This window comes from Micromonospora siamensis (assembly GCF_900090305.1).
Classification (GTDB): domain Bacteria; phylum Actinomycetota; class Actinomycetes; order Mycobacteriales; family Micromonosporaceae; genus Micromonospora; species Micromonospora siamensis.
The window spans coordinates 1,339,985-1,366,729 of record NZ_LT607751.1; the positions used below are offsets into that span (position 1 = coordinate 1,339,985).

The window sequence follows — 26,745 nt, forward strand, 5'->3', positions numbered from 1 at the left end:
CCCACCAGCGTGTCGGCAGCAGTGTCACCGGTAAGCCGGCCTCGCCTTCACCCGGCTACGTGTCGATGTCCTCCGGGCGCTCATCCGCGACCACAGGACCGTCGGTCGACCAGCACCAGCAATCCGCGCCGGAGCTTGGATCAGACCGCTCCGCGCCGAAGCGACCGAGTCCCGTCGGCCGATCCATCCTGCCCACCAAGACCAGCTGGAGTCACATGGAGACTCCTCCAGCGGATGCCAACCCGGGTGAACCGGTGCCAGCGCGGGTCACTGCGGCCGGCCGCCGGTCGCAACCCGGGGTTCGTGTGCTCCGGGTGTGGTCCTGGGCTGGGAGAACGGCGGTCCGGGCGACGTGGGTGAACGTGGGGCACTCCCTGCCACCCCACGTAAACCCCAGGTCGCTAGACTGGGCCCTCGCGCCCCCGTAGCTAAGGGGATAGAGCATCGGTTTCCTAAGACGACGCTCTATCTGTACCCGGAGGCTGACTACCTGCCGGTTCCTATTTTCTTTTCGTGTTAGCGGGTCGCACACGCGTGTTGCTGTGCTCGCTTGCTGAAGATCAGCAGAACGGGCTTAAGTCCTGCTCAGGCCAAGCTTCGGTCGGTCCGACGCGTCCTCACCGGGATCCGGTGAAGGTGCCGCGCCGCGTCAGTTTACGGTGTCGCGAAAGCTTGGGCCAGCAGCGTGGCGAGTTTGGCTGCGCGTGCCGGATGGTGATGGCCGACCCAGAGAACTCGTCCGATGAGGTATTGAGCAAAGTCGGGGTGGCCGGTCCGATTCTGCGCGGCCAGGCCGGTGCGGGCGGCGTTGTGGAGGATGGCGCGGAGCCGGTCGTACTCGTCGCGGGGTGTGGCGGGGTGGTGGTTGACGACGAGTCCGGCGAGGAGTTGTCGGTCGGCTCGGCTACGGACGCGGGTCTTGGCTGGATGGACTCGGAAGCCCTCGTCGCGGGCGATGTCGGTGACATCGGCGATCAGGTCGTGGATGCGGCGGGTGGTGAGGCTGCCGGAGAAGGCGAGGTCGTCGGCGTAGCGGGTGTAGGTGGTCTCGAAGGCGTCGGCGAGGCCGGTGAGGCGTCGGTCGAGTCGGTAGGCGCACAGGTTGGCCAGTGCGGGTGAGGTTGGCGCGCCTTGCGGCAAATGGCCGGTGCGCAGCGCGGCGAGCCGGGTGGCCCGGTGGGGTAGGTCGGTGGGTGCGTGGCGGAGGACGGGGTTCGGGGTGCGGGTGGTGCAGAGTCCGGTGAGGGTGTGGGCGGCTGGTTCGGGGTAGCCGGCGGTGCGGAACAGTCCATGGACGCGGGTGGCGGGGATGTGGGTGAAGAAGGCGAGCAGGTCGATCCGGACGACGACCGGCTGCGCGGTGTGGGCGGCGGCGAAGGTGTGGGCGGAGCGGCCGGGTACGAATCCGTGGGCGGCGGGGTGGACCGGGATGGGGCCGAGGACCTCGGTGAGGAGCCGGCGTTGAAGGGTGCGCAGCCGAGACTTCGGTGCCTCGATGAGCCGGCCACCCTCGGTCCAGCGGTAGTGGTAGTGGTGCAGCCGGTGGGCGGTGGCGCGTCGGTTCATGGCGCGTCGGTCGGCGTACCAGTCGAGGTGCTCGATGCTCAGGTCGAGCATCGCGGCCAGGTCTCCGACCGTGTCGATGACCGGAGTGTGCCAGGGACGGCGGACCGTGCGGGTCGACGTCAGAGGACGCGTGTAGAGGACGATCGACCGCTGATGCTGGCGGGCGGCGGCGACTGCCGCGCGCAGCGGGTCGAGGGTGCTCAGGAACGTGGCGAGCTCGCGTGGCCGGTCGGTGGGTGGGCGTGGGTAGGCGACCAGCACCGTGTCCGCGACGGGCCACAGCCACCGCCGTCGGACCCCGAGGACGAGCCCACCCTGGTCAACGAGATCGGCGCGGCGCCATCCGTCGCCGGCGAGGAACGCGTCGGCGAGCGCGGTGGCCAGGGCGTGGATGGTGGTCACGATCGGGCCGGTGGTGGCAGCGTGTCCCGACGATGCCCGGTCGTGCGGGTGCACAGGCTCGCGGAGCGTGCCGACGCACCTGTGGTGTGGTGCCGAGGTGAGTATCGCGTCCCCGGGGTTGCCCCGGAGAGACCGTGACCGGACCCCACGCGGGGGACCGGCCTGGTCAGCTCGGGACACGCTGCCATGGGAGCAGCGTAGAGAACGGAGACCGCGATCGGTGTCCGCGATGCGTGTGGCGCGGCGCAAAGAACCGTTTCGCCGAGTGATGCGTCCTAACCTTGCGTGATGGACGTGGACGACGAGGAGCTGTTGCGCCTCGTCGGGAAGGGTGACCGCGGGGCGTTCGACGTGCTGTATGCGCGTAACGCGCCGTGGTTGGTGCTGCGTCTGCGCCGCCGGTGCCGGGATCCGGAGTTGGTCCGGGAGGTGGTGCAGGAGACGTTCCTGACGGTGTGGCGGGCCGCGGCCGGCTACCGCGGGGACGGTGCCGCGGTGGGCTGGCTGTGGTCCGTGGCCGCCGGTCGGCTGATCGACGCGCGGCGTCGCGCGTTGGCCCGTCCGCAGAGTGCGGGGGCGCCGGGTGACGACGTGTTGGCGTGGTCTCCGTCGGCGGAGGACGAGGTCTTGGCGGGCGCGTATGACGCCGAGTTGGAGCGTGCGCTGCATCGGCTTGCTCCGGAGTTGCGGGCGGTGTTGCAGGCGACGGTGCTGGACGGCCTGACGGTGCGGGAAGCCGCGGTGTTGCTGGGTGTGCCGGAGGGCACGGTGAAGACCCGGGCGATGCGAGCGCGCCGCGAGTTGAGGGAGGCCCTGTCGTGACCGGGTTCCACATCGACGCCGGGGTGCTGGCGGCGTACGCCGAAGGCGACCTCGCTGACGTTGACGCGTGGTCGGTGGAGGCGCACCTCGACCGTTGTGTGGACTGCCGGACGAGCATCGCACCGGACGCATCCACGGCCCTGGTGGTGGAGGCGGTCGCGGTATCACTGGGCAGCCGATTGCCGACGCAAGGGCGGGTGCGGCAGACGACCGGGTGGCGGCGAATCAGGGTGTTGGTGGGTGCGGGGCCCGCAGCGCGTGCGGCGTGGTTGCTGTCGGTGGCCGTCACCGGGATGATCACCGCGGGGTTGGCGGTCAGCCCGACGGTGGTTCCGCCGTGGTTGCTCCTGCTGATCGCGCCGGCACTGCCCGCTGTCGGTACGGCCCTGTCGTACGGGCGGCGAACTGATCCACTGCACGAGTTGATCGCGGGGACACCGCAGGGCGGCCTGCGCATCGTTCTGTGGCGCACGTTGACGGTCCTTGCGGTCGCGGCGCCCGTAGCGGTCCTGGCTGGCGCGGTGACGGGCATCGGTACGCCTGGGCTGTGGCTGCTTCCCTGTGTCGCGTTGACGGTCCTGACGCTGGCGCTCGGCTCGCTGATCGAGCCCGCGTACGCCGCGCTCGCGGTGGCGAGCGCGTGGGCGGTGGTGGTGCTGGCACCGCCGGTCGGCGGTGTGGCAGTCCTGGTGTCGAGCGGTCCGGGGTGGCTGGGCGTCACCGCGGTGGCCGCGGCGGTGGTGTATGTGCGTCGGGAACGGGTGGGAAGGCAACCGGCATGACGACGGTGAGCGTCGACGGGCTGCGGGTCAGCTACGGCAAGCGAGTCGTCTTCGACGACCTGGACCTCGATCTCGGTGTGGGGGTGCATGGGTTGCTCGGCCCGAACGGCGCCGGTAAGACCACCCTCATGCGGGTCCTGGCCACGGTGCTGCGACCTGACCGAGGTGACGTCCGGCTGCTGGGCCACCGCATCGGCGACCCCGCGGCATTGCGGCAGGCGCGCCGCCAACTGGGTTACCTGCCGCAGGCATTCGGGTTCTACCCGCGCTTCACCGTGCGCGAGTTTGTCGAGTACTTCGCCTGGCTGAAGGAGATGCCTCCGGCGCGGATCCCGCTGGCGGTGGACCGGGCGATCGAGCGGGTCGGCCTGCTGGAGCGCGCCGACGACCGGATGAAGCACCTCTCCGGCGGGATGCTGCGCCGCGCCGGCATCGCCCAGGCCATCGTGAACGACCCTCGGCTGCTGCTGTTGGACGAGCCGACCGCCGGTCTGGACCCGGAGCAGCGGGTGCAGTTTCGGGCGCTGCTGCGGGAACTGGGCCTCGATACGGTCGTTCTGGTCAGCACGCATCTGGTCGAGGACGTCGTCGCGGCGTGCACCCGGGTGAACCTGCTCGACGGCGGGCGGCTGGTCTTCACCGGCCTTCCCGACGAGCTGATCGCCGCCGGTGGGGACGGCGACAGCGGCGACTCCCCGATTGAGCGGGGCTACACGGCGGTGCTGCGGGGCGCGCGGACGGCACCGCGGTGAGGCGCGCGCTGAGGGTGGAGCTACGCCGGGGTACTGCACCACTTGCTGCGGTGGCGATGTTCGGTGCCGGAGTGTGGATGCTGGCCGTGCACCCGGACGACTGGGCCGGCCGGTGGGCGGGCCTCGCCAACTACCTGCGGGTGTCGCTGCTGATCCTGTGCGCTCTCATGATCGCTGCCGGGGCGTGGCATGCCGGCCGGGAACGGCGGCGCGACATCGACGAGCTGATCGCCTTGGTCGGTGGGAGCGGGTGCTGGCCGAGGTGCTGGGTTGTTTCACGGGCCGGTTCGGGCGGGTGGAACCGCGCCGTGCAGCGGGACAGTTCGTGACAGGGCTGCTGGCTGACGTTGAGGTCAAGACGTGTTGGCAGTTGGCCGAGCAGGCCGGGCATGCCCGGCCTGATGCGATGCAGCGGTTGTTGTACTGGGCGGTGTGGGACGCCGACGCCGTCCGCGACGACCTGCGGCAACTGATCGCCGGCCGGTTCGGCGTCCCGGACGCGGTCCTGGCCGTCGACGAGACCGGCGATCTGAAGAAGGGCATGCACACGGTCGGGGTGCAACGCCAGTACACCGGCACAGCAGGGCGGATCGAGAACAGTCAGGTTGGGGTGTTCCTGGGCTACGCCGGCGCCGACGGGCATACGCTGATCGACCGGCGGGTGTATCTGCCAGCGTCGTGGACCGATGACCGCGACCGGTGTGTTGCTGCCGGGGTGCCCGACGACGTCGAGTTCGCCACCAAGCCGGAGCTGGCCGCCGAAATGATCACCGAGGCCTTGAACGCCGGGGTGCCAGCGGCGTGGGTGGCCGCGGACGAGGCTTACGGCAACAGCGCCGCCTTCCGCGCTGGCCTGCGCGAACACGAGATCGGCTACGTCCTTGCGGTGTCCCGCAGCCACCTCATCCCGCTCGACGGCGGCAAGACCCGGGTCCGCGCCGACCAGATCGCCGCTGACCTACCTGCCTCGGCATGGCAGCGCCGCAGCGCCGGCGCCGGGTCGAAAGGGCCGCGTTTCTACGACTGGGCCTGGCTCGACGACGTGTGCACCGACACCGACCCCGACGACGGCGGCCGGCACAGCCTCCTGATCCGCCGCAACATCACCACCGGTGAGCTGGCCTTCTACCGCTGCTGGACCCCGAGACTGGCCACCCTCGCCTAGCTCGTGCGGGTCGCCGGGATCCGCTGGAGCATCGAGGAGAGCTTCCAGGCCGCCAAGAGCCAGGTCGGCCTGGACCAGCACCAGGTCCGCCGCTGGAACTCCTGGCACCGGTTCACCACCCTCGCCCTGGCCGCCCTCGCCGTGCTGACAATCAGCGCCGCTGACGCCACCCACGACGAGCCCACCGAAACGGGACTGATCAAGCTGACCGTCAACGAGGTCCGCCGCCTGATCAACGCCTGCCTCATCCGCCCGATCACCGACCTCGCCCATCGCTTGCACTGGTCAGGCTGGCGGCGACGGCATCAAGCCCGAGCCCGACGAGCCCACTAAACACGCCGGCTCAACCTCGAACTTCAGCCATGATCCCGAACGGCGGCTGCCGTACTAGTGACACGCCCCGCCACCGGACCAACCCACGTTTCCCCAGCTCAATCCGCCTTCTCGCGGACCAGCCAACCACCTGATCTGTGGAACCCGGGATGGTGCAATCCCTGGGACAGCACCCCCAGGAATCTACCGCAAGAAGGTAGCGAACTCCTGGCGCGTCATCCCCAGACGCCCAGACGTAAAGACCCGAGCAGCCAGAGCATGACGCACTATTGCGGTCCCGTGCCCAGGGGAAATTAGATGCCGAGACCAAGCAGCCGGGCCCGGATTACGGTTCCTTATCCGGGCTAAGTCTCCGCGATGTGGTAACCACCGATGGTGTTGCCAGGAACGCCGTAGTCGCAACTGCGGATCTCCACCACGACCGAGTTCGGTGCCAGCGCGATGCGGCAGATCCGACAGCAGCACGCCCGGCCTGGCCCCACATGATCGCCACCTGCGTGCGCACCACCAGCCTGCGGCCCGGCGCGCGCAGAGCCAACCAGGCCCTTTCACTGAGCGGAAACCCCGGTCAGCGGCAATTCTCATCGAACTCACATGTGGGTGTGATCTCCTGGGGTGGCTATGAGCACCGGTGCGCGAATCCTCGTCGTCGACGATCAGCCGAACATCGTAGACATGTTGATCACCGTGTTGACCTTTCACGGGTTCACGGTCACCTCGGCGTCGACTGCCGCGCAGGCGCAGGCGCGTGCTGAGGAGGACAAGCCAGACCTGGTCGTGCTCGATGTGATGCTTCCCGATGGCGACGGTTTCGAGGTCTGCCGGCAACTGCGCGCCCGCGGCCATCGGTTCGGGATCGTTTTCCTCACCGCCAAAGACACCCGCCAGGATCTCGTGTCCGGGCTCACCTACGGCGCCGATGACTATGTGGCCAAGCCGTTCGCCGTGGAGGAATTACTGGCCCGGATCAGGGCAGTGCTCCGCCGCGTCAACAGCGTGCAGGAGACGCCATCGCCGGTCCTGCGCTACGCGGACCTGGAGCTTGACGAGGAAACCCTTCTGGTACGCCGGGCCGGCCAGCCGGTGTCGTTGTCGCCGACCGAGTTCAAGGTGCTGCGCTACCTCATGCTCAACGCCGGGCGTGTGCTGTCGCGCACCCAGATCCTGGAGGCGGTCTGGAGCTATGACTTCGGCGGCGACTCGAATGTTGTCGACACCTACGTCGGGTATCTGCGCCGCAAACTGGATCGGCTGGGCGAACCGCTTTTCGTGACCCATCGCGGCTTCGGCTACGCGCTGCGGTTGGACCGGGGATGAAGCGCTGGTCCCTGCGCGGTTCGCTGACCTTCGCCGTGGCCGGGCTAACCATCGGTGCGTTGCTCGTGGCCAGTGTCGCCAGCATCCTGGCCTTGCGTGCGTACCTGCTGGACCGCATCGACAGCCAGCTGGTCGCGGCGGCGGCGCTGGTGTCCGAGCGCGGACAGGCGCTGGCCGGCTCCGGCGACTGGGACCAAGCCGTGCGCACCGCCGTAGCGCCGACCGAATTCCTGGTGGAGGTGCGCCAGCGCAACGGTGCGCTCTCGCGCGTGGCAGGCACCACGCGGCTGCCGGCGCGGCCACTGCTCGACCTGGCGCCTTCACCGCCGCCTGGCGGTGTGTCCGCCCTCACCACGATCACCTCGACCGGGCTGGACGACCGATACCGGGTGGTGACGGTCGATTCCGGCGGAAACACAATCCTTATCGGACAGTCATTTGGCTCGGTGCAGGCCACCGTGGGCAAGCTCGCCGCCGTCGAGGCAGTGGTGTCGGCGCTCGTGGTGGCGCTGCTGGTGCTGCTGTCGCGACTCCTTGTGGCGCGCAGGCTGCGCCCGCTGGAGGAGATCGCCGCCGCGGCGACCGCCATCGCCGACGGCGACCTGGAGCGCCGGGTCCCGGCCGAACCAGACCATCCGGAAGGGACAGAGCTAGGCCGGTTGACCACTGCCGTCAACGGGATGCTGGAACGCATCCATTCCGCGTTGGCCGCCCGGGCCGAGTCAGAGGATCGCATGCGCAGGTTCGCTGCGGACGCCTCCCATGAGCTGCGCACCCCGCTAACATCGATCCGTGGCTACGCGCAGTTGCTGCGCTCGGGCACGATCGATATGGAGAACCGGCCCGACGTGCTCGCCCGCATCGAGGACGAGTCCACCCGGATGAGCAAGATCGTTAACGACCTCCTCTTTCTGGCGCGCCTGGACGCGTCCCGGCCCGGCGATGCTCGCCTCGATGCGGCGCCGCTGGCGCGGTCCGATCTGGTGGACCTGGCCGTCGTCGTGCGTGACTCGGTGGCCGACGCCCTGGCCGCGCAGCCGGAGCGGGAGATCGCGCTGGACTCGCCGCCGCATGTGCTCGTCCGCGGGGACGAAGCGATGCTGCGGCAGGTGATGGCCAACCTGCTGGCCAACGTCCGCACGCACACCCCGGTCGATGCGGCAGCCTGTGTCGCCGTGGCAAAGCACGCCGCCGACGTGCGAGTCGAGGTCCGCGACGACGGCCCCGGGCTGCCTGAGCCGGCGCGTGGCCGGATCTTCGAGCGTTTCTACCGGGCCGATCCGGCGCGTAGCGGCGCCGGCAGCGGGCTTGGCCTGGCCATCGTCGCCGAGGCGGTCCGCGCGCACGGTGGCAGCGCCGGTGTGGAAAGCGAACCCGACGGCGGCACCACCGTTTGGTTCATGCTGCCCTTACCCACTTCTTAACAAACTCTCATCACGCTCGCGTCTGGCTCCGGCCGGCTGTTGGTTGCATAGGCCGGGTGTGGACGAGAATGCCGCGTGCATGGCGGCGAAGGATTGTGGTGGCAGCGGCGGTACTGGTGAGCGGTGGCATGGCCGTCGCCGTCGATCAGGCCGCCGCGGGATTCGCGGAGGACAAGCTCGCCAGCCGGCTGGCGTGCGTGGCGGGCCTGCCCCAGGTGCCGGAGGTGAACATTCATGGAGCGCCGTTCTTCGCCCAGGCGATGGACGGCCGCTACGGCGCGGTGTCAGTGCTGGCTCGGCGGATCAGCCTTGCCAAGCTGACTGTCCGCGAGGCCAGCGCGACGGCGCACGACGTGTCCGTGCCGGGCGGCGAGGGGCAGGTGCGCATTGGGCGGGTGGAAGCCAGCCTCGTCATGGACTATTCCTCGCTCGTGACGCAGGCGCCGGCCGGGGCGAGACTGTCGGGCTCGGATGGTCTGGTGGCGATCGAGACCACGGCGGAGCTCTTGGGCCGCCGAGTCCCGGTGACCGTCTTCGCCGAGGCGTTGCTGTCCGGCGCTACGTTGCGGGTAGTGCCGTTGGAGGTCGAGGTGCTGGGTCTGCGAACCTCCGTCGATGCCCTGCCCGCCAAGATCCCTGGTGCCAGCGGCATTTCCCGCCAGCTGCCCCCGCTGCCGGGCGGCTTGAGCTACCGGCAGGTCACGGCGGCAGACGATGGCCTGCGGCTGTCGATCGGTGGCGAGGATCTCTCACTGGAAACCGACGGCGGCAATGACGGTGCGAAGTCCTGTGGAAGCGCGGCATGAACGCCGTCGAGACCGGGGCGACGCGCCGCGCCATGACGTGCCTCGGCCGCCTGGCCGTGCGGCGGCCGTGGCAGGTGATCATCGGCTGGCTGTTGCTGACTGCAACCATCGGCGCTATCGTGGCCGGCTTCGGCAGGCCGGTCGAGGAGGACGTCTCTCTGCCCGGCAGCGACGCCCAGCTGGGACGAGATCTGGTCGAAGCGCACGTTCCCGGCGCGAGCAACGCTACCGGGCAGATCATCCTGAAGATTCCGCAAGGACGCCTCGACGACCCGCCGAATCAAGCCGCGATCGCCGCCGCGGCGGCGCAGGTGCGGCAGGTCGAGCACGTCGTCGAAGTCGTGCCGCCCAGCGCGCAGCTAGGCACGATTAGCGCTGATGGCCGCATCGGCTACACGACGGTCAACTTCGACCTCGGCCCGCGAGAGGTGGGCCACGACCTGTCCGATCGGGTCGTCGCCGCCGCGTCGCCGGCCGCCGAGGCCGGCATCCAAACCGTACCCGGCGGCGCCCTTGCCCTGCCGGAGACCGAGACGCGCACCAGCGAGCTGCTGGGACTGGCCGTAGCGCTGGCCGTGCTGCTGTTCGCATTCGGCGGGCTGGTGGCGGCAGGATTGCCCCTGCTCACCGCTGTGGTCACGCTCGTGTGCGGACTTGGCCTAATCGGACTGGCCGGCCACGTCACCGGCATGCCGAGCGTGGCGACCACCCTCGCCACGATGATCGGGCTTGGCGTGGGCATCGACTACGCCTTGTTTCTTCTGACGCGGTACCGGGCGCTGCTCGCCGCCGGCACGCCGGGTAAACAGGCGATCGTGGAAACCGTTGCCTCGTCGGGCAGCGCCGTGGCCTTCGCCGGCGGCACGGTGATCGTCGCCCTGGGCGGGCTGGCGATCGCCGGGGTGCCAATCCTCACCACGCTGGGCTGGACGGCGGGACTCACCGTGGTGCTCGCGGTCGCCTCGGCGACGACATTGCTTCCGGCGCTGCTTGCCGTGCTCGGCCCACGGGTCAACTCGTTGCGGCTGTTCCGCGCACGCGACGGGGAGATCGACGACTCCCGGTGGGGGCGGATCGCCGACCGGGTCACCCGTCATCCCTTGCGGTACGCGATTGCCGCGTCGATCGTGGTGCTGGCCCTGGCGGCGCCGGTGCTCGGGATGAAGCTCGGCCAAACCGACGCGGGCAACCAGCCGAAGGGGACAGCTGCCCGCACCGGCTATGAGATCCTCGCCGAGGGCTTCGGGCCGGGAATCAACGGGCCGATCAGCGTCGTCGCCGAGCCGGACAGCCCGATCACAGGACCCGCCGACCCGCGCCTTGCCTCACTCACCCAGCATTTGAAGGCCACACCCGGTGTCGCCCGCGTGGAGCAGCCGCGCGTCGCTCCGGACGGCGCCCTGGTCACGGTCCGGGTGATCCCGGCGACCGCGCCCAGCGATCCGGCCACCATCGCCGTCAAGGAGTCCGCATTGGATACGCCGGTCGAGGGGATGCGCCTGCACGCGACCGGCCAGACCGCGATCCGCGGCGCCATGGCCGACCGCATCGCCGACCGGATGCCGTGGCTGATCGGCATCGTAGTCCTGGTGTCCGCGCTGTTGCTGCTGATCGCTTTCCGCGCTCCCGTCATCGCGGTCAAGGCCGCGCTGATGAACCTGTTGTCGATCGGGGCCGCCTACGGCGCGCTGACGGCCGTGTTCACCTGGGGCTGGGGCGCGGAGCTGACCGGCCTCGACGGCCCGATCCCGGTGGAGGCCTACCTACCGATGATGTTATTCGCCCTCCTGTTCGGACTCTCCATGGACTATGAGGTGTTCCTGCTGACTGCGGTGCAGGAGTCGTGGCAGGCCACCCGGGACAATCGGGTCAGCGTTCGGCGGGGCCTGGCCGGCACCGGCAAGGTGATAACCTCCGCAGCCCTGATCATGGTGTGTGTCTTCGCAAGCTTCGTGCTGCACACCAATCCGGTGGTGAAGATGTTCGGCCTGGGCATGGCCGTTGCCATCGCCGTCGATGCCACAATCATCCGCGGCCTGCTCGTCCCGGCGACCATGGCGTTGTTGGGCAGGGCGAACTGGTGGTCGCCGGCCTGGCGGCGGGGACGGCAGCCGTGATCGATGAGTACGACTTCGATCGCTGCTACGAGGTCTACTATCCGCGGCTGGTCCAGCTGGCCTACACCTCAACCGGCGACCCCGCGTCGGCCCATGCCATCGCACAGACAGCCTTCCGCGAGGCATGGCGGCACTGGAATCTGCTCTCAGCCGCTGATCCCATCGGCTGGCTGCGTCAGCGCGTGGTGTCGCTGTCAGCCGCACGCCACGGTTCACCTGACGCGACGCGGCCGGCGCCGGGCCTCGATCCGCGCCCCCCGCTGACCGCGGCGCAACTGCGCAATCAAGCGCGTCACGGTTTCGCGGCATGGCTGCCGGCGTGGTGGCGCCGACCCAGAATCGACTAGTACTTCGACGACCGGCCGAGCACCGACGGGACCGTCCACGACACCGACCGGACGGCGTTCCTCGCCGAGCGCATCCGCGCGGTCGCCCGGGCCCGACAGGAAGGGGCCGACGTCCGCGGTTACCTCGCCTGGTCACTGTTCGACAACTTCGATTGGGCCGAGGGGTACGCCAAATGCTTCGGCATCGTCCGGGTCGACTACGACACCCAGACCCGCGTTCCCAAGGACAGCGCGCTCTGGTACCGCGACCTCATCCAGCGCGTACGCCAGGATCACTGAGCCGACGCCCGCCCGGCCATCGACCCGCAGCGCTCTGACGACGACCGGGTGACCGCGGCGCCATCCGCGGTCATCCGGCTCAGGCCCAGGCGCAAGTACTGCGGCGTGCCGTCGATCAGGCCACCTGCACGTGTAGTGGGTGGTCCTCGACCGGAGCCGGGCCGGGCACCGCTCCACCCTGGCCGCAGGGCGATCGTCCCCCGAGAGGCGCCGGCGTCTACGGACCCGCATGTCAACCGGCGGCCCGATCACGCCGTACGCCCGTGTCGGCGGTTCTCTTTTCCGTGCGGCCTCGACAGCTGACGCGCGACTCGCCGCCCGGAGACCGGCGCCGCAATTTGCGGGAAGGACCTGAGGGGCTGCGGCGTACCGGAGCCGCCCAGAAAGCCGATGCCGACCGCAGCAGACTCCAGGGGTTCCGCCGGCACCCGCAACCGGACATCGAGATGTGTCGTTTGGTGGGGTGGACCCGGAGGGTCGGGTGACTGTCTGGGTGTGTGCTGCCGATGTCATGGCCAGCTTGGAGTAGGACGCCCCGGCCCTCGCTGGCGACCGCTGTCTCAGCACTGGATGGAGACTTGCGACCGATCGCCCTTTCCGAAGTTGTGGCTACTGAACCGCGGCGGGTCCACGCCCCTTGACCAGCACGAGCGGAAAGGGTGATGCCCGATGGGCAGCCTGTGGGCCGGCGTCGACGTCGGCAAGACCCACCACCACGTGTGCGTCGTCGTCGACGACGGCACCGTTGTCCTGTCCGAGAAGATCCCCAACGACCAGCAGGCCATCTCCGGCATCGCCGGGCGGCTCGGCAAACGCCGCAAGCCGATCCGCTGGGCCGTCGACCTGCGCGGCGGACCCGCGTCGCTGTTGCTTGCGGTCCTGCTCGACCGGGGCGCGGACGTGCGCTACGTCAGCGGCACGGTCACCTCGCGGATGGCGGAGGCGTTCCACGGCGAACGCAAGACCGATGCCCACGACGCCTACGTCATCGCCCAGACCCTGCGCATGCGCGCCGATCTACCGACCCTCACCCTCGCGGACGGGGTGCAGCAGCAGCTGAAGCTGCACGTCTCCCGCCGCCTCGACCTGGTCGCCGACCGGGTCCGCATCACCGCCCGCATCCAGGACCTCCTGACCATGATCAGCCCCGCCCTGGAGAAGACGCTGAACCTGCGCAGTAAAGGTGCGCTGCGGCTGCTCGCGCAGTGGCAGACCCCTGGCGGGCTGCGCCGCGCCGGCGAAGCCCGCATCCTGGCCTACCTGCGCCAGCACGGCGTGCGGGCAGCCAAGGCACTCACCACCAAAGTCCTCGCCGCCGCGCGCACGCAGACCGTCGCCGTCGCGGGGGAGACCACCGCGGCCGGGATCGTGGCGCAGATGGCCACCGATCTGGAAGCGGTCAACGACCGCATCACCGCCATCGAAGAAACCATCGCCGCGGTTGTCGCCGAGCACGAACTGGGCGAGATCGTCACCAGCCTGCCCGGCATCGGCACCACCCTCGCCGCCGAGTTCCTCGCCCACGCCGGCACCCTCACCACCTACACCAGCCCCGCGGCACTCGCCGCCCATGCCGGCCTCGCCCCGATCTCCCGAGACTCCGGACGCCGGCAAGGTCATCAGATCCGGCCGCACCGTTACCACCGGGGTCTACGCCGGGTGTTCAGCATGTCCAGCTTCACCGCCCTGACCCACTGCCCACGATCCCGCGCCTACTACGACAAGAAGAGAGCCGAAGGAAAGACCCACCGCCAAGCCACTGCCGCCCTGTCCAGACAACGCCTCAACGTCCTCTGGGCCTGCATTCGCGACAAGACCTCCTACCAGCCCAAACAACCAAGATCAGCAGAGCTGGCGCCATGCGAACTCGCGTAGAGACTCCTCCAGCGGATGCCAACCGGGGTGAACCGGTGCCACCGCGTGTCACCACGGCCGACCGCCGGTCGCAAACCGGGGTTCGTGTGCTCGGGGTGTGCTCCTGGGCTGCGACAACGGCGGTCCGGGGAACCTGGGTGAACCCGGGCCACTCCCTGCCACCCCAGCTGAACCCCCAGGTCGCTAGACTAGGCGCTCGCGCCCCCGTAGCTCAGGGGATAGAGCATCGGTTTCCTAAACCGTGTGTCGCAGGTTCGAATCCTGCCGGGGGCACCAGGTCCGACCCTTGATCAGCCGATCGCTCGCCCTTCTCACCGGGCTTGCGCGCCCGATCGCCTCGTTACCGTCGCCCTGTTCGGTCCAGGTGCAGCGCGACCTCAGCGTCCCGGCCATCGACGGCACGGGCTTGGGCGGTCTGAGCGACTGCCCGACGAGGAGATCCTTCCTCCGCCCGGAGCCCTTCCCTGCTTGCGCGACAGGCGGATACTGCGGTGCATGGGCACGATCCAGGACCCGAGCCCCGACCGCGACTGGTTGAAGCGCAGCTGTGTCGATACGAGCACCAACCCGTACTCCATCGATGCGCGCACGGAGATGACGGGTCGACTCGCTGGGGGCACGGGAGGCAGTCCGGCCATGCGCGCCGTCATGCGCGCTGTCGCCGGCATCACGCTGGTCGCGATCGCCGTGTCGGTCGTCCTGGGGGCGTGGGGCCTCCGGTGAGCCGCTCGGCCCGTCTGCGCATTGGCGTTCTCCGCAGCACCTCGTCCTGACAGCCGCGCCACGAGTGCCGAGAGCCGTGCTGCAAGACCCCGTAAGGTGTGGCCGGTGGGGTGGGAGGCGCTGCGGCAGTGGGGTGACGACGTCGCTCGCATCGAACCGCTCACCGGCGGAGTCGCCAACGACGTGTGGAGCGTACGCGTCGACGGGCGCCTCGCGGTCGCTCGTCTCGGTCGCCGGAGCGACGCCGACCTGGCCTGGGAGAGCGCCCTCCTGCGACACCTGGACGGCGCCGGGCTGACCGTGCCGGTGCCGATCCCGACCGTGGACGCCCGCCTCTTCGCCGACGGTCTGGTGGTGATGACCTATCTGGAGGGTGTGCCGCCGGAGACGCCGGCCGACTGGCGTCGGGTGGCCGGCACGCTGCGCGAGCTGCACCGCCTGACACGGGGCTGGCCGCAGCGCCCGGGCTGGCGGTCGTCGACCGACCTGCTGCACGCCGAGACCGGGACGAAGGTCGACCTCGGCGCGATGCCGCTGGAGGGGGTGGCCCGGTGCCGGGCGGCGTGGGCGCGGCTGGCCGGTCGCCCGACCTGCGTCGTCCACGGCGACCCCAACCCCGGCAACGTCCGGATGACCGCCGATCGGGTCGCGCTGATCGACTGGGACGAGGCGCACGTCGACGTCCCGGACCTCGACCTCGTGCTGCCCGACAACGCCGCCGGCCTCGACGACGGCGCGTACGACGTCGCCGCGCAGGCGTCGGCCGCCTGGGAGGCTGCGGTGTGCTGGGACGACGACTATTCGGTGCGGCGGCTCGCCGAGGTCCGGGCGGTCTGAGTACAACAGCCACAGCGCCATGGTCAGCGGCGCAGCGCCCGGGCGGCCTCCTCGGTCAGGGGCACGACCCAGGCGTCCCGCGGCCTGGTCGCCGCCCGCCGATGCTGCTTGGTGTCGTCGGCGGAGATGGACAGGTCGATGGTGTCCACCCCGACCCGGTACGCCCAGGCGATCGGCTGGTGGAAGACGGTCCCGAAGTACACCGGCACGCCGGCGCAGGCCGCCGCGTCGAAGCCGCCCTGCCGGATGTACGCCGTCCGGCCGTGCCGGACGATCGAGGCGAAGCCGACCAGCCGGCCGTCGCGGTGCGCCCGGACCAGCAGGGCGTCCTCGCCGAGGTGGCGAAGGTACGCCTCGTGCAGGGCCCGCGCCTCGGTCCGGTGGTAGTGGTGCCCGTACTTCTCGTACTGGTCGAGTTCCAGCGGCAGGATCTCGTCGAGGTCGTCCGGGACGAGCGGGCGCAGTTCGAAGGTGACGCCCGCGTCGGCGAGCTTGCGCTGCTCGGCGGTGACGTTGGTGCGTCGCCGCCGGGGCAGCGCCGCCAGCCAGTCGTCGAAGCCGGTGCCGGGCAGGTGCAGCACGTTGAGCCCGGGCGACGGGAGGCGTACGCCGTCGTGGGCGCGGAACGCGGCGGCCAGGTCCTCGTCGTCGCTGTCGCAGTAGAGGGCGGCGAGGGTGGCCGCTCCGGCCGCCGCGGCGGCCTCGACGGCGGCGCCCACCACCCGGGTGAGGAGCTGACGGCGGTGCGGCGCGGGGGCGTCGCAAAGGATCTCGCTGTGCCCGGGCCGCCGGCCACCGAGCAGGTAGGCGGGCAGTACGTCGTGGCCCGTCTCCAGGCCGGCGTTGGCGGCGAGGAAGAGGTCGAGCCGGCTGGCGGCCCACGGGTTGTCGCCGGCGTCGAACCGGTAGGCCGGGGCGTACGCGGCGCCCTCGTCGTTCACCGCCCAGGCGTGGACGGAGGCGTTCGGGTGCGCGTCCTGCTCCACCCGCAGCCACCGTTCGTGCAGGTAGAGGTCGGGGCTGGTGCGGGTCAGGGCCCGGGCGGCGGGCGGCACGTCGACAAGGGAGACCGTGGTGCCGGTCGGGGCCAGCTGGTCGGTGGTCATGGGGTGGGCACCTTCTCTCGCGGGGTGGCCAGTGTCATGGCGGCGCCGGCGGCCAAAACGAGCGCTCCGGCGATCGGGAAGACGAGACGGGACGAGGCGAACCCGGCAACCAGGCCGGCCAGCCCCGACCCCAGCGGCAGGCCACCGAAGGCGAACATCCGGTACGCGGCCGTCACCCGGCCGAGCATCTCGTCCGGCACCGCCCGCTGCCGGTACGACACGGTGACCACGCTGATCAGCACCACCGCGCCGGTGGCGACGACGCCGAGGGCGACCAGCGGGACGCGGTCCGTCACGGCGGGCACGGCGAACCCGGCGGCGAGCAGCAGGGCCGCGGCGGCGATGCAGTGGCGTACGGAGAACCGGCGGGCCAGGGTGGGCGACGCCATGCTGGTGAGCAGGCCGCCGATGCCGCCGACGGCCAGCAGCAGGCCGTAGCCCCCGGGGGTGAGGCCCAGCCCGCCCGGCTCCAGGGCCAGGATCGGCAGCGCCACATAGTAGGCGGCGAAGCCGCAGTTCACGGCGCAACCGCCGAGGGCGTACGCCAGCAGCGGCCGGTCCCGCCACAGCGCCGCCAGTCCGGTGCGCAGCGCCCGGCCGACGCTCTCCCGGGCCGCGGGCGGCGGCACGTGCGGGATCCGGAGGCCGAGCAGAGCGGTGAAGGCGGCGAGGTAGAGCGCCCCGACCGCGCCGAAGGCGGCCGCCGTGGCCGCGCCCACCAGCACACCGCCCAGCGCCGGGCCGAGGAACCGGTTGGCGACGGTCTCGGTCGCCTGCAACCGGCTGTTGGCCGTCTCCAGCCGTTCGCCGGGCACCACCCGGGGCGTGCTGCTGTGCAGGGCGGTGTCGAAGACGGTCTCGCAGACGCCCAGGGTGAGTGCCACGGCGGCGAGCGCCGGGATGCTGCCCCAGCCGGCGGTGAGCAGCCCGGCGAGGACGGCCAGGACGGCGAAGCGTACGCCGCTGACCAGGAGCAGCAGCCGCCGCCGGTCGACCCGGTCGACGAGCACCCCGACGTGCAGGGAGGCGACCAGCCACGGCGCCCGGGCGGCCATCAGGACCAGGGCGACGCTGCCCGCGCCGCCGCCCAGGTGGAGGGCGGCGACGGGCAGCGCGACCTGGTAGATGCCGTCGGCGAGGGTGCCCGCGCCGAAGGCTCCCCACAGCCGGGCGAACGCGCAGTGGGTCGGCGTCGTGGGGCGGGGCAGCGCCAGGGTGGTGCTGCTCATCGCGGCACCGGTCCGGCGAGCGCCTTGCTGTCCAGCCGCTCGACGAAGCGGTCGCGGTCCACCACCGCGCGTACGTGCTCCCCGGAGAAGACGACGTCGCGGTCGTCCTCGGCGGTCACCTCGAAGTGCAGCAGCTTCTTGTCGACCCGGGTGAGCCGGGCGTGCAGGCGTACCGTCCAGCCCTGCGGGGTGGCGGCCAGGTGGGTGGCGGTGTGGCCGTAGCCGACGGTCATCTCCCCCTCGTCCAGGTGGTCCTCGATCACCCGCATGGCGGTGATCTCGGCCAGCCAGAGCAGCACCGGCGTGGCCAGGACGGGCAGGTCGTTACCCCAGTTCGTCGCGCAGTCGGCGGCCTCCACCAGGTGGGTGTGGGTGGCGCTCGCCCCGACGTCGATCGGTCGCATCGGTCATCGCTCCTGGTTGCTCAGCATCTGGTTCAGGATGTTCTTGCGCTGCATCTCGGACGTGCCGCCCGCGATGAGGGTGCCCAGGGCGTCCTGGAGGTCACGGGTGGTGTCGCCCCGCATGTAGCCGAGGTGACCGCGCAGCCGCATCAGGTTCTGCGCGGACTCGACGAGTCCCTCCGAGCCGAGCAGCTTCGCCACCGAGCAGCGCAGCGAGGCCTGCGGGTCGCGGCGGACCAGCGCGTCGATGCCGGTGAGCGCCAGGGCGCGGGACACCTCGATCGAGATGCGGATGTCGGTGAGCCGGCCCTGCACGTACTGGTGGTCGATGATCGGGCTGCCGAACGCCTGCCGCTCCTGGGTGTAGCGCACCACCTCGTCCAGGCGGGGCTCCAGGTAGGCGGCGGCGACCAGGCCGTACAGGGCGCGGTCGAAGCTGATGATGTCGTACAGGGTGGAGAGTCCGTCGCCGGGCCGGCCGAGCACCGACTCGGCCGGCAGGCGTACGTCGTCCAGGTACAGCGGGCCGGTGGGGCTGGTCCGCAGCCCCAGCAGCTGCTCCGGGTCGCCCCGGCGCACGCCTGGGCTGTGCAGGTTCACCACGAACAGGGTGATGTCGCGGCGGCCGAGTTCCGGCACCCGGGCCAGGATGAGGGCCCGGTCGGCGACCGGGGCGTTGGTGATGTGGTCCTTCGCCCCGGAGAGCACCCAGCCGTCGTCGTCGGCCCGGGCCCGGGTCTGGATCCGGGCCACGTCCGAGCCGCCCTGGGTCTCGGTGAGCGCGGTGGCGCCGACGGCGCCGTTGAGCAGCGACGGCAGCACCGTGCGGTGGTGCCAGGCGGTGCCGTGCTCGACCAGCGCCCGGACGAAGCCGGCGTGGGCGATCAGCGACAGGGTGAAGCCCAGGTCACCGCCGCCCCGGGCCACGTCGGCCAGCGCCTCGGCCAGGTCGAGCCAGGTGCCGCCGTCGCCGCCGAGCGCGGTGGGCACCCCGAGCCGCCACAGGCCGTGGTCGGCCATGTCGCGCCAGGAGACACGGTCGAGGATCTCGGCGTCGTACGCGAGCCGGGCGCGCGGGGACACGCAGCGGGCGGCGAGCCGGTCGAAGTCGGCGGGCGGTCGGCGGTCGGGCGGCTCCGGGCGTACGTCCGAAGTGGTCGGGGGCATCAGGGTGAGGGTCATCGGGGCTCCGCTCGGTCGTGGAGGGGTCAGTACCAGCGCAGGACGACGGTTCCTGCGGTCATGCCGCCGCCGACGGCGGCGAGGACGACGATGTCGCCGCGGCGCAGCCGGCCGGCCGCCACCGCCTCGTCGAGGGTGATCGGCACCGAGGCGGCCGCGGTGTTGCCGTACCGTTCGACGGTCGTCGGCACCTTCTCCCGCGGCATGCCGAGGCCGTGGGCGACCGCGTCGATCAGCCGAAGGTTCGCCTGGTGGGTGATGAGCAGGTCGACGTCGGCCACGCCGAGCCCGGTCGCCGCCAGCGCCTGCTTGATGGAGACCGGCAGCGCGGTGGTGGCGAAGTCCCAGACCCGTGGCCCGTCCATCCGGAAGTGGTGCCGGCGGCCGGCGAGGGTGTCGGCGCTGGTCGGTTCGGCGGTGCCGCCGGCCGGGATGCCCACCACGTCGCGCTGGGTGCCGTCGGTGGTCAGGTGCGAGCCGAGGATGCCGTACCCGTCGGGCACGTGGCCGAGGACCACGGCGCCGGCGCCGTCGCCGAAGAACACGCAGGAGGTACGGTCCCGGTAGTCGAGGATCTTGCTGTAGACCTCGCACCCGGTGACGAGCATCCGCCGGTACTGCCCGGAGGCGCACATCAGGCCCTGGGCGACCGCCACCCCGTAGACGAACCCGGCGCAGACCGCCGAGACGTCGAACGCCGGTCCGGTCATCAGCCCCAGTTCGGCCTGCACCCGGCAGGCGGTGGCCGGTTGCACCTGGTCGGGGGAGGAGCTGGCGACGACCAGGCCGTCGATCTGTTCGGTGCTCAGGCCGGCCGCCGAGACGGCGCGCCGGGAGGCCAGGATGCCGAGGTCGGAACTGCGGGTGTCCGCGCCGGCCCGGCGGCGCTCCCGGATGCCGGTGTGCGAGACGATCCACTCGTCGCTGGTGTCGACGACGCGCGCCAGGTCGTCGTTGGTGACGACCTGCTCCGGCAGGTACGAGCCGGTGCCGAGGATGCCGATGGCCATCGTCCGCCCCCTACTCCGCCGCGCCGAGCCGGCCGCGGCGGTACCGCTCGTACGCGGTGGCCAGCCGGTCGACCATGCGTTCCAGCTCGTCGTCGGAGCTGACCAGCGGCGGGGCGAGGACCAGCGTGTCGCCCATGGCCCGCAGCAGCAGCCCCTCGGCGCGGGCCGCCTCCAGCAGCGCCGGCCCGACCTGCCCGGTGCCGGCGCCGAACCGGGCCGGATCGACCTCGACGGCGCCGAGCAGCCCGTACGAGCGGACGTCGCGGATGCCGTCGGCGCCCCGGAACTTGTCCAGCGCGTTCGCCAGCACCGTGCCGGCGGCCCGGACCCGGCCGGGGATGTCGCGTTCGCGCAGGATGGCGATGGTCTCCCGGGCCACGGCCGCGGCGACCGGGTGGCCGGAGTAGGTGAAGCCGTGCCCGAAGGTGCTGAGCTCCCGCGACCCTTCGGCGAGCGCGGCGCAGACCCGCTCACCGACCAGCACCGCCGAGATCGGCAGGTACGCCGAGGAGAGTCCCTTGGCCACGGTGACCAGGTCCGGCCGCAGGCCGAACTCCGTGGTGCCGAACATCGAGCCGGTACGACCGAAGCCGGTGATCACCTCGTCGGCGATGAAGAGGATGTCGTGCCGGGCCAGGACCTCCTGGACCCGCTGGTAGTAGCCGTCCGGCGGGATGATCAGGCCGCCCGCGCCGAGGATCGGCTCGCCGATGAACGCGGCGATGGTCTCCGGGCCCTCCTCGGCGATCAGCTCCTCCAGCTCCTGGACCAGCCAGTCGACGAAGCGTTCCGGCCCGAGGTCCCGGGCGACCGGCGAGAGCGGGTCGGGGCAGTGCACCCGGACGAAGCCGGGCATCGGGGTGCCGAAACCGGCGTGGATGTGGCTCAGCCCGGTGGCGGAGGCGGCGGCCGTGGTGGTGCCGTGGTAGCCGCACCGGTGGGACAGGATCTTGCGGCGTTGCCGCCGGCCCAGCGCCTGGTGGTAGTACCAGGCGAACTTCATGGCGCTGTCGTTGGCCTCGGACCCGGAGTTGGCGAAGAAGGTGCGCCCCATCGGGATCGGGGCGATCTCGGCGATGTCCTCGGCGAGGGCGAGCGCGACGTCGTTGGTGCGGTGGTTGAACGAGCCGTAGAACGGCAGCCTTTCCAGCTGTCGGGTGGCGGCCTCGACGAGCCGCGGCTCGCTGTAGCCCAGCGTCACGCACCACAGGCCGGCGACGCCGTCGAGGTACTCCCGCCCGTCGGCGTCCCAGACGGTGACGCCCTGGCCGCGGGTGATGACGTGGGGGGCGGAGGACAGGTGTACGGGGGTGTGCGGTTCCAGCATGGTGGCACCGGAGGATTCGCTCATGACACTCCTGTCGGGGAGGGGGGAGTCGGCGGGCGCGCTCAGCGCCCTCCGCCGACTTCCAGCACGGAGCCGGTGACGTACGAAGAGGCGTCGGAGAGGAGGAACCAGACCGCCTCGGCCACCTCGTCGGGTGTGCCGATCCGGCCCAGCGGGACGGTGGGGCGCAGCAGCTCCGGCCGTTGCGGGACGCCGTTGTCCCGGTGCAGGTCGGTGTCGATCAGGCCGGGGGCGACCGCGTTGATCCGGATCCCCTCTCCGGCGAGTTCGCGGGCGGCGCCCCAGGTGTGCGCGTTGACGGCCGCCTTGAGGGCGGCGTAGTGCACCCATTCCCCGGTCCCGCCGGTGCGGGCGCCGGTGGAGGAGACGTTGACGATGCGGCCGCCGACGCCACCGCGGCTGACCGCCATCCGGCGGGCCGCCTCGCGGGTGCAGAGCAGCACGCTGCGCAGCACGGTGCGGTACGCCAGGTCGGCCTGGTCCATCGTCAGGTCCATCACGGAGGCCAGGCCACCGGTGCTGGAGGCGTTGTTCACGAGCGCCGTCAGTGGCCCGAGCCGCTCGACGGCGGTGTCGAAGAGCCGGCGTACGTCCTCCTCGACGGAAACGTCGCCGCCGACTGCGACGGCGTCGCCTCCCTTGTCGCGGATCTCGGTGACCAGCGCCTCGGCGGCGCTGCGGCTACGGAGATAGTTGACGCAGACGGGCGTTCCCTCGCTCGCGGCCCGTCGGGCCACGGCGGCGCCGATCCCGCGTCCAGCACCGGTGACGATCAGCATGACCGGCCCCACTCACCCGTTCACGACGCCGTACCGGTCCTCCAGGAAGAACTCCTCGAAGGCCTGCAGGCTGTAGACGTTGTGGGTCTTGAGCAGCCACCGGTGCCGCAGCGAGTCGACGTCGCGGATCTCGCGTACCTCGCGGCCGTGGATGACGTGGTGGTTGGAGAAGGTGACCGAGTCGCCCGGCCGGGACACCCGCAGCTTCTTGCGCCGGTGCAGCGCGGCGATGAAGGCGTCCAGCGCCGCCTGGGCCTCCTCGTCCAGCCCCTCGGTACGCCCCTCGAAGACCTTGGCGCCCTGTCCCTCGATCAGCACCGCGTGGTCCTTGGCCCGGCCCAGCCGGACGTTGGCGCTGTGCCGGGTGACGTCGTCGAAGGGGGTGTAGAAGCGCGGCGAGGAGAGGATCTCGACCTGCCGGTCGGTCAGCTCCTCCACGGCGTGCTTGGTGACGGTGAAGGTGGAGTAGACCTCGTTCTCCGGGGTGTCCCGCAGGGTCAGCGTGTTGACGAAGTCGGGGCAGACGAAGTGGTTGGTGAAGTCGCGGTGGAACCGCAGGGTGCCCAGCGTCTTCTGCGACTGGGTGTCGTACATGGACTGCTTGGGGTAGATGTCGTGGAACAGGTCGCCGTCGTTGACGCTGAGGTGCCCGATCATCTCGGTCCGGGTGAGTACGGCGTACAGGCCGAGGAAGCCCTCCGCCACGAAGGTCTTCTTCCGGGCGCGCTTCTCGGCGACCGGGTCGTCGGTGGTGAAGACCGGCAGGTCCCGGTCGATCGGGGCGTTGCCGATCACCACGAACGGCTCGGTGGAGAAGTCGCGCAGCATGGACAGCTCGCAGAACTCGACGAACCGGGCGGGCAGCCGGGTGTCGTCCTTGAGCCGGGCCAGTTCGTCGAGGTAGGTGGTGATGTCGCCGTACGGGCTGGCGGTGACGTCGCGCAGGGCGTCGTGCAGGCCGGCCGACTCGGCCGGGGTGAAGACGAAGTCGTAGTCGATGAACTCGGGCTCGGGCATGGTGGTCTCCCAGGGTGGCGCCGGCCTCGGGCGGCCGGTCTCGGATGGAGGAGTCGGGGCGGTCACGCCGCCGTGGTGCGCAGGGGCTGGTGCTTGTCCAGGCGATACAGGTCCTTTCGCAGTTCCTCGATGTCGTCGTTCCAGAGCAGGACGGAGGCGGCGAAGTCGCGGATGTCGGTGGCGGCGGCGGTGACGTCGCCGACCTCGGCGTTCCAGGTCCAGCGGTGGTCGGAGCGCAGGTCGAGGGCGGTCCGGTCGACCACCCGTCCACCGGGCTTCGGGAAGTACACGTAGGCGGCGTACGGGCCGCGCCGGGTGGGGACGCCGACCTGCTCGCCGCGTTGCAGGCGGAACAGCGCCTCCTCGACGTTGACGCCGTAGCGGATCTGGCTGGTGAAGGGGATGAGGGCCGCGGGGGCGCGGGCGGCGATCTCCAGGAAGACCAGCTCGCCGTCGGGGAGCCGGAACACCTCGTGGTGGAACACGCCCCGGGCGGGCTTGTCGGGCAGCGCGTCGAGGACCCGACGGTTGAACGCGAGCAGCGGCTCGTGCGCCGGGTCCTCCTCGGGGAGGGTGAAGCTGCAGCTCAGCTTGCCGGCGATGTAGTCGTAGCAGGGGTAGAGGTTCTCGTTGACGCCGACGTGCAGGATGCGTCCGTCCTCGACCAGGGTGTCCAGGTGGTAGAGGGTGCCGGTGACGAACTCGTCGATCTCCCAGCCGCCGCGGGCGTCGTCCCGGAGCCGGTCGGCGGCCCATTCGGCGAGGTCGGCCCGGGTGTCGATCCGTCGGGTGCCGACGCTGCCGGACTCGTTGGTGGGCTTGGCGAAGGCGGGCAGCCCCACCCGGTCGACGATCCCGTCGAGGTACGCCTCCGGGTCGGTCCGGCAGGCCTCGGCGTCCCAGGCGACGTGCCGCGGCAGGCGTACGCCGGCGTCGCGGAGCGCGGCCTTCATGGCGAGCTTGTCGACGAAGGGCTGGACGTTGTGCGGCAGGTCGCCGGGTATGCCGAGGTCGGCCCGGACCTGCGCGACGGTGCCGAGCGAGTACTCGTCGTGGCAGAGCAGGCGGACGTCGTCGCGCTCGGCGGGGTCGAGTCCGGCGCGGATGGCGGTGACCGCCTCGGTCAGCCCGGCGACGTCGAACCGCTCGGGCACGACGATGTGGGCGAAGACGTCCTGCCGGTTGCGGCGGCGCAGCCGGTCGAGGTTGGCCGGGCTGGTGACCAGCGCGAGGCGACGGTCCGGGCGGGCCAGCAGCGCCGGATCGATGCGGAAGGACGCCACGTCCTGGACGACGATGTCTGTTCGCACGGGAACCCCTCATCCGTGACGATCGCGTGCCGGAGACACGCGAGTGCCGGTGACCGCATCGATCGGCGGTCGTCTCTTCGGGTAGGACGCTAGGCCCGTCGGCTCGTCTTGTCAACGTTTGGCAAATCGATCGGCAACCCGAGTCAAGATTTATTCCGTTCTGGGTTGCCGACCACGGAGGGCGGCCTTACGGTGGCGCTTGGCAACCTTGGTCGAGCCGGCGTCCCGCGCCGGTCCGCTGTCCCGCCGACCTACATTGCGAGGAATCCCATGGCATCGAAACTGTCGCTCGGCGTCCTGCTCAGCCTGCTTCTGCTGCTGGGTCTCGCCGGCCCCGCCGCGAGCTCGGCGACGGCGCCGCCGCCGGCCCCTTCCGCCGGCGCGGTGCAGCCCGAGGCGGGCGGCGACGCGATCAACAACGACATCGACTGGCCTTGATCGACTCCGGGGTCGGCCGTGCCCGCGCGGTGCGGTATGGTGCGGCCGACCCCGCGAGCGAGCCGTCCTGACTGGTGACCTTTGACAAGGTCTTACCAAGTAGGCAACACTTCTTGCGAGCATGCGGCGGGGGGAGACGCCGGGCAGAAGCAGGTGACAGGGTGAGCGAGCCACTAGAGCAACCGGAGTTCGGCCAACGGCTGCGGGCGTTGCGCCGGGAACGTGGCCTGTCCCAGGCCGACGTGGTCGGTCCGGGAATGTCGGCGGCCTACCTCTCCCGCCTGGAGTCCGGCGCCCGGCCCCCGACCGCCCGGGCCGTCCAGTACCTCGCGGAGAAGCTGGAGCTTCCGCTGTCCGCGTTCAGCGCCGAGCAGCCCGACGACCTGAGCACGGTGCTGGCGACCATCACCTCCAGCGAGGACGGCGACACCGTCGAGCCGATCATGTCGGCCGTACGCGCCGACGGCCAGGCCGCCGCCGCCACCCGCTGGCAGGCCCTCTGGATCCTCGCCCGCCTCCAGATCAAGCAGGGCCGGCACGGCGAGGCACTCAAGACCCTGGACGCCCTGGCCGAGCTCAGCACCGAGGTGGCCTCACCCGAGCTGGAGATCCGGGCACGCAACCAGCTGGCCCGCTGCCAACGCTCCCTCGGCAACGTCGCCGCCGCCCGCGCCAGCGCGCTCCAGGCGCACGCCCTGGTCACCGCGCACGAGGTCCCCGCGTCCGACGTGGCCCGTACGCTGATGACGCTGGTGTCGATCGAGGCCGAGGCCGGCCACTCGGCCGAGGCGCACGTGCACATCGCCATGCTCGACGCGATCATCCCGGACCTGCCCGTCGTCCTGCGGGTGGAGGCGCTGTGGACCACCGCCACGGTGCTCACCCGGGAGGGCGACCACAAGGGTTCCGCCGAGCTGCTGGAACGGGCCCTGGACGAACTCGACAGCCGGGACGACCTCACCCTGTGGCTGCGGTTGCGCCTGGCGGCGGCCTCCCTCTACCTCCAGATGCGCCAGCCCGACACGGGAGAGGCGCAGCGCCGGCTGGTCCAGGCGGAGAGCGCGCTGGACCTCGTCGGCACCCCCCGCCTCGCCGAGGAATTCGCCTTCCTGCACGCCCTGCTCGCCTTCCACCAGGGCCTTCTCGACCTGGCCGGGGAGCGCAGCGAGGAGCTGGCCGGCCGCACCCGCTACCTGTCCTTCCGGGACCGGATCCGACTCGACCTGCTGCGCAACCAGGTGCGGCTGATCCGGGGCGACCGGGCGGCGGCGATCGCCGAGCTGCGCGGTCTGGCCGTCCAGGCCCAGGAGGCCGGCTACAGCGACCTGGCCGCCGACATCTGGCGTACGCTCGCCGACCTGCTCTGATCCCCCAG

At 71.1% G+C, this 26,745-nt stretch carries 23 protein-coding genes, 1 tRNA gene and 3 pseudogenes; 17 read left to right on the forward strand and 10 right to left on the reverse strand.

What is annotated here, in order from left to right:
• Positions 1-654 precede the first annotated feature (654 nt).
• Entirely contained in the window at positions 655-1,968 is a 1,314-nt protein-coding gene (locus GA0074704_RS06225; RefSeq protein ID WP_157743610.1) for a reverse transcriptase family protein, read from the reverse strand.
• 285 nt (positions 1,969-2,253) lie between these two features.
• Here GA0074704_RS06225 and GA0074704_RS06230 point away from each other — a divergent pair, with 285 nt between their 5' ends.
• The 15 genes and pseudogenes from GA0074704_RS06230 to GA0074704_RS06300 all read left to right on the forward strand — a co-directional run bounded on the left by GA0074704_RS06230 (position 2,254) and on the right by GA0074704_RS06300 (position 15,547).
• Entirely contained in the window at positions 2,254-2,790 is a 537-nt protein-coding gene (locus GA0074704_RS06230) for an RNA polymerase sigma factor (RefSeq protein ID WP_088969614.1), read from the forward strand.
• Positions 2,787-3,572, forward strand: a complete 786-nt coding sequence (locus GA0074704_RS06235) for a zf-HC2 domain-containing protein (RefSeq protein ID WP_088969615.1) — start codon at positions 2,787-2,789, stop codon at positions 3,570-3,572. The genes GA0074704_RS06230 and GA0074704_RS06235 overlap by 4 nt, the downstream gene beginning before the upstream one ends.
• Positions 3,569-4,324: an ABC transporter ATP-binding protein gene (locus GA0074704_RS06240; protein WP_088969616.1), complete on the forward strand. Its 756-nt coding sequence runs from the start codon at positions 3,569-3,571 to the stop codon at positions 4,322-4,324. The genes GA0074704_RS06235 and GA0074704_RS06240 overlap by 4 nt, the downstream gene beginning before the upstream one ends.
• Positions 4,321-4,557: pseudogene (locus GA0074704_RS29750) on the forward strand (hypothetical protein); the annotation flags it as partial. The gene GA0074704_RS06240 and the pseudogene GA0074704_RS29750, both read left to right, overlap by 4 nt.
• A gap of 17 nt (positions 4,558-4,574) precedes the next feature.
• Positions 4,575-5,636, forward strand: a pseudogene (locus GA0074704_RS06250) (IS701 family transposase); the annotation flags it as partial.
• A gap of 807 nt (positions 5,637-6,443) precedes the next feature.
• Positions 6,444-7,139: a response regulator transcription factor gene (locus GA0074704_RS06255; protein WP_088969617.1), complete on the forward strand. Its 696-nt coding sequence runs from the start codon at positions 6,444-6,446 to the stop codon at positions 7,137-7,139.
• On the forward strand, positions 7,136-8,563 hold the full coding sequence (locus GA0074704_RS06260; RefSeq protein ID WP_088969618.1) for a sensor histidine kinase: 1,428 nt from the start codon (positions 7,136-7,138) through the stop codon (positions 8,561-8,563). Before GA0074704_RS06255 ends, GA0074704_RS06260 begins: the two co-directional genes overlap by 4 nt.
• Before the next feature lie 98 nt (positions 8,564-8,661).
• Positions 8,662-9,369: an LmeA family phospholipid-binding protein gene (locus GA0074704_RS06265; protein WP_157743611.1), complete on the forward strand. Its 708-nt coding sequence runs from the start codon at positions 8,662-8,664 to the stop codon at positions 9,367-9,369.
• Complete coding sequence (locus GA0074704_RS06270; protein ID WP_088969620.1) at positions 9,366-11,486, forward strand: MMPL family transporter; 2,121 nt, start codon at positions 9,366-9,368, stop codon at positions 11,484-11,486. The genes GA0074704_RS06265 and GA0074704_RS06270 overlap by 4 nt, the downstream gene beginning before the upstream one ends.
• Positions 11,483-11,833: a sigma factor gene (locus GA0074704_RS06275; protein ID WP_157743612.1), complete on the forward strand. Its 351-nt coding sequence runs from the start codon at positions 11,483-11,485 to the stop codon at positions 11,831-11,833. The genes GA0074704_RS06270 and GA0074704_RS06275 overlap by 4 nt, the downstream gene beginning before the upstream one ends.
• A gap of 3 nt (positions 11,834-11,836) precedes the next feature.
• Positions 11,837-12,112 (forward strand): annotated as a pseudogene (locus GA0074704_RS06280) (family 1 glycosylhydrolase); the annotation flags it as partial.
• Positions 12,113-12,781: 669 nt separating this feature from the next.
• Positions 12,782-13,987, forward strand: a complete 1,206-nt coding sequence (locus GA0074704_RS06285; protein ID WP_088969622.1) for an IS110 family RNA-guided transposase — start codon at positions 12,782-12,784, stop codon at positions 13,985-13,987.
• 200 nt (positions 13,988-14,187) lie between these two features.
• A tRNA-Arg gene (locus GA0074704_RS06290) sits at positions 14,188-14,263 on the forward strand.
• Between the two features lie 219 nt (positions 14,264-14,482).
• Positions 14,483-14,710, forward strand: a complete 228-nt coding sequence (locus GA0074704_RS06295) for a hypothetical protein (protein WP_088969623.1) — start codon at positions 14,483-14,485, stop codon at positions 14,708-14,710.
• A gap of 105 nt (positions 14,711-14,815) precedes the next feature.
• The gene (locus GA0074704_RS06300; protein ID WP_088973488.1) at positions 14,816-15,547 is read left to right on the forward strand and encodes a phosphotransferase enzyme family protein; all 732 of its coding nucleotides are present in this window, start codon (positions 14,816-14,818) and stop codon (positions 15,545-15,547) included.
• 23 nt (positions 15,548-15,570) lie between these two features.
• Here GA0074704_RS06300 and GA0074704_RS06305 read toward each other — a convergent pair whose 3' ends face one another.
• From GA0074704_RS06305 to GA0074704_RS06345, 9 genes are all read right to left on the reverse strand, one after another.
• Complete coding sequence (locus tag GA0074704_RS06305; protein ID WP_088969624.1) at positions 15,571-16,653, reverse strand: GNAT family N-acetyltransferase; 1,083 nt, start codon at positions 16,651-16,653, stop codon at positions 15,571-15,573.
• On the reverse strand, positions 16,650-17,882 hold the full coding sequence (locus GA0074704_RS06310; protein ID WP_088969625.1) for an MFS transporter: 1,233 nt from the start codon (positions 17,880-17,882) through the stop codon (positions 16,650-16,652). Before GA0074704_RS06310 ends, GA0074704_RS06305 begins: the two co-directional genes overlap by 4 nt.
• The gene (locus GA0074704_RS06315) at positions 17,879-18,286 is read right to left on the reverse strand and encodes a thioesterase family protein (protein ID WP_088969626.1); all 408 of its coding nucleotides are present in this window, start codon (positions 18,284-18,286) and stop codon (positions 17,879-17,881) included. The genes GA0074704_RS06310 and GA0074704_RS06315 overlap by 4 nt, the downstream gene beginning before the upstream one ends.
• A 3-nt stretch (positions 18,287-18,289) precedes the next feature.
• Positions 18,290-19,468, reverse strand: coding sequence for an acyl-CoA dehydrogenase family protein (locus GA0074704_RS06320; protein ID WP_088969627.1), 1,179 nt, complete (start codon positions 19,466-19,468; stop codon positions 18,290-18,292).
• A gap of 26 nt (positions 19,469-19,494) precedes the next feature.
• Positions 19,495-20,478, reverse strand: a complete 984-nt coding sequence (locus GA0074704_RS06325) for a 3-oxoacyl-ACP synthase III family protein (protein ID WP_088969628.1) — start codon at positions 20,476-20,478, stop codon at positions 19,495-19,497.
• Between the two features lie 10 nt (positions 20,479-20,488).
• Complete coding sequence (locus GA0074704_RS06330; RefSeq protein WP_197697605.1) at positions 20,489-21,829, reverse strand: aminotransferase; 1,341 nt, start codon at positions 21,827-21,829, stop codon at positions 20,489-20,491.
• 38 nt (positions 21,830-21,867) lie between these two features.
• On the reverse strand, positions 21,868-22,605 hold the full coding sequence (locus GA0074704_RS06335; RefSeq protein ID WP_088973490.1) for an SDR family NAD(P)-dependent oxidoreductase: 738 nt from the start codon (positions 22,603-22,605) through the stop codon (positions 21,868-21,870).
• Between the two features lie 12 nt (positions 22,606-22,617).
• Positions 22,618-23,622 (reverse strand): Fe(II)-2OG oxygenase family protein, encoded by a 1,005-nt coding sequence (locus GA0074704_RS06340; protein ID WP_088969629.1) that lies wholly within the window; start codon positions 23,620-23,622, stop codon positions 22,618-22,620.
• A gap of 62 nt (positions 23,623-23,684) precedes the next feature.
• Positions 23,685-24,932 (reverse strand): ATP-grasp domain-containing protein, encoded by a 1,248-nt coding sequence (locus GA0074704_RS06345; protein WP_088969630.1) that lies wholly within the window; start codon positions 24,930-24,932, stop codon positions 23,685-23,687.
• Positions 24,933-25,202: 270 nt separating this feature from the next.
• On the opposite strand from GA0074704_RS06345, the gene GA0074704_RS28695 reads away from it, so the two are divergent.
• Together GA0074704_RS28695 and GA0074704_RS29650 are read left to right on the forward strand one after the other, a co-directional pair.
• Complete coding sequence (locus GA0074704_RS28695) at positions 25,203-25,370, forward strand: hypothetical protein (RefSeq protein ID WP_157743613.1); 168 nt, start codon at positions 25,203-25,205, stop codon at positions 25,368-25,370.
• Positions 25,371-25,531: 161 nt separating this feature from the next.
• The gene (locus GA0074704_RS29650) at positions 25,532-26,737 is read left to right on the forward strand and encodes a helix-turn-helix domain-containing protein (RefSeq protein WP_172880442.1); all 1,206 of its coding nucleotides are present in this window, start codon (positions 25,532-25,534) and stop codon (positions 26,735-26,737) included.
• Positions 26,738-26,745 lie beyond the last annotated feature (8 nt).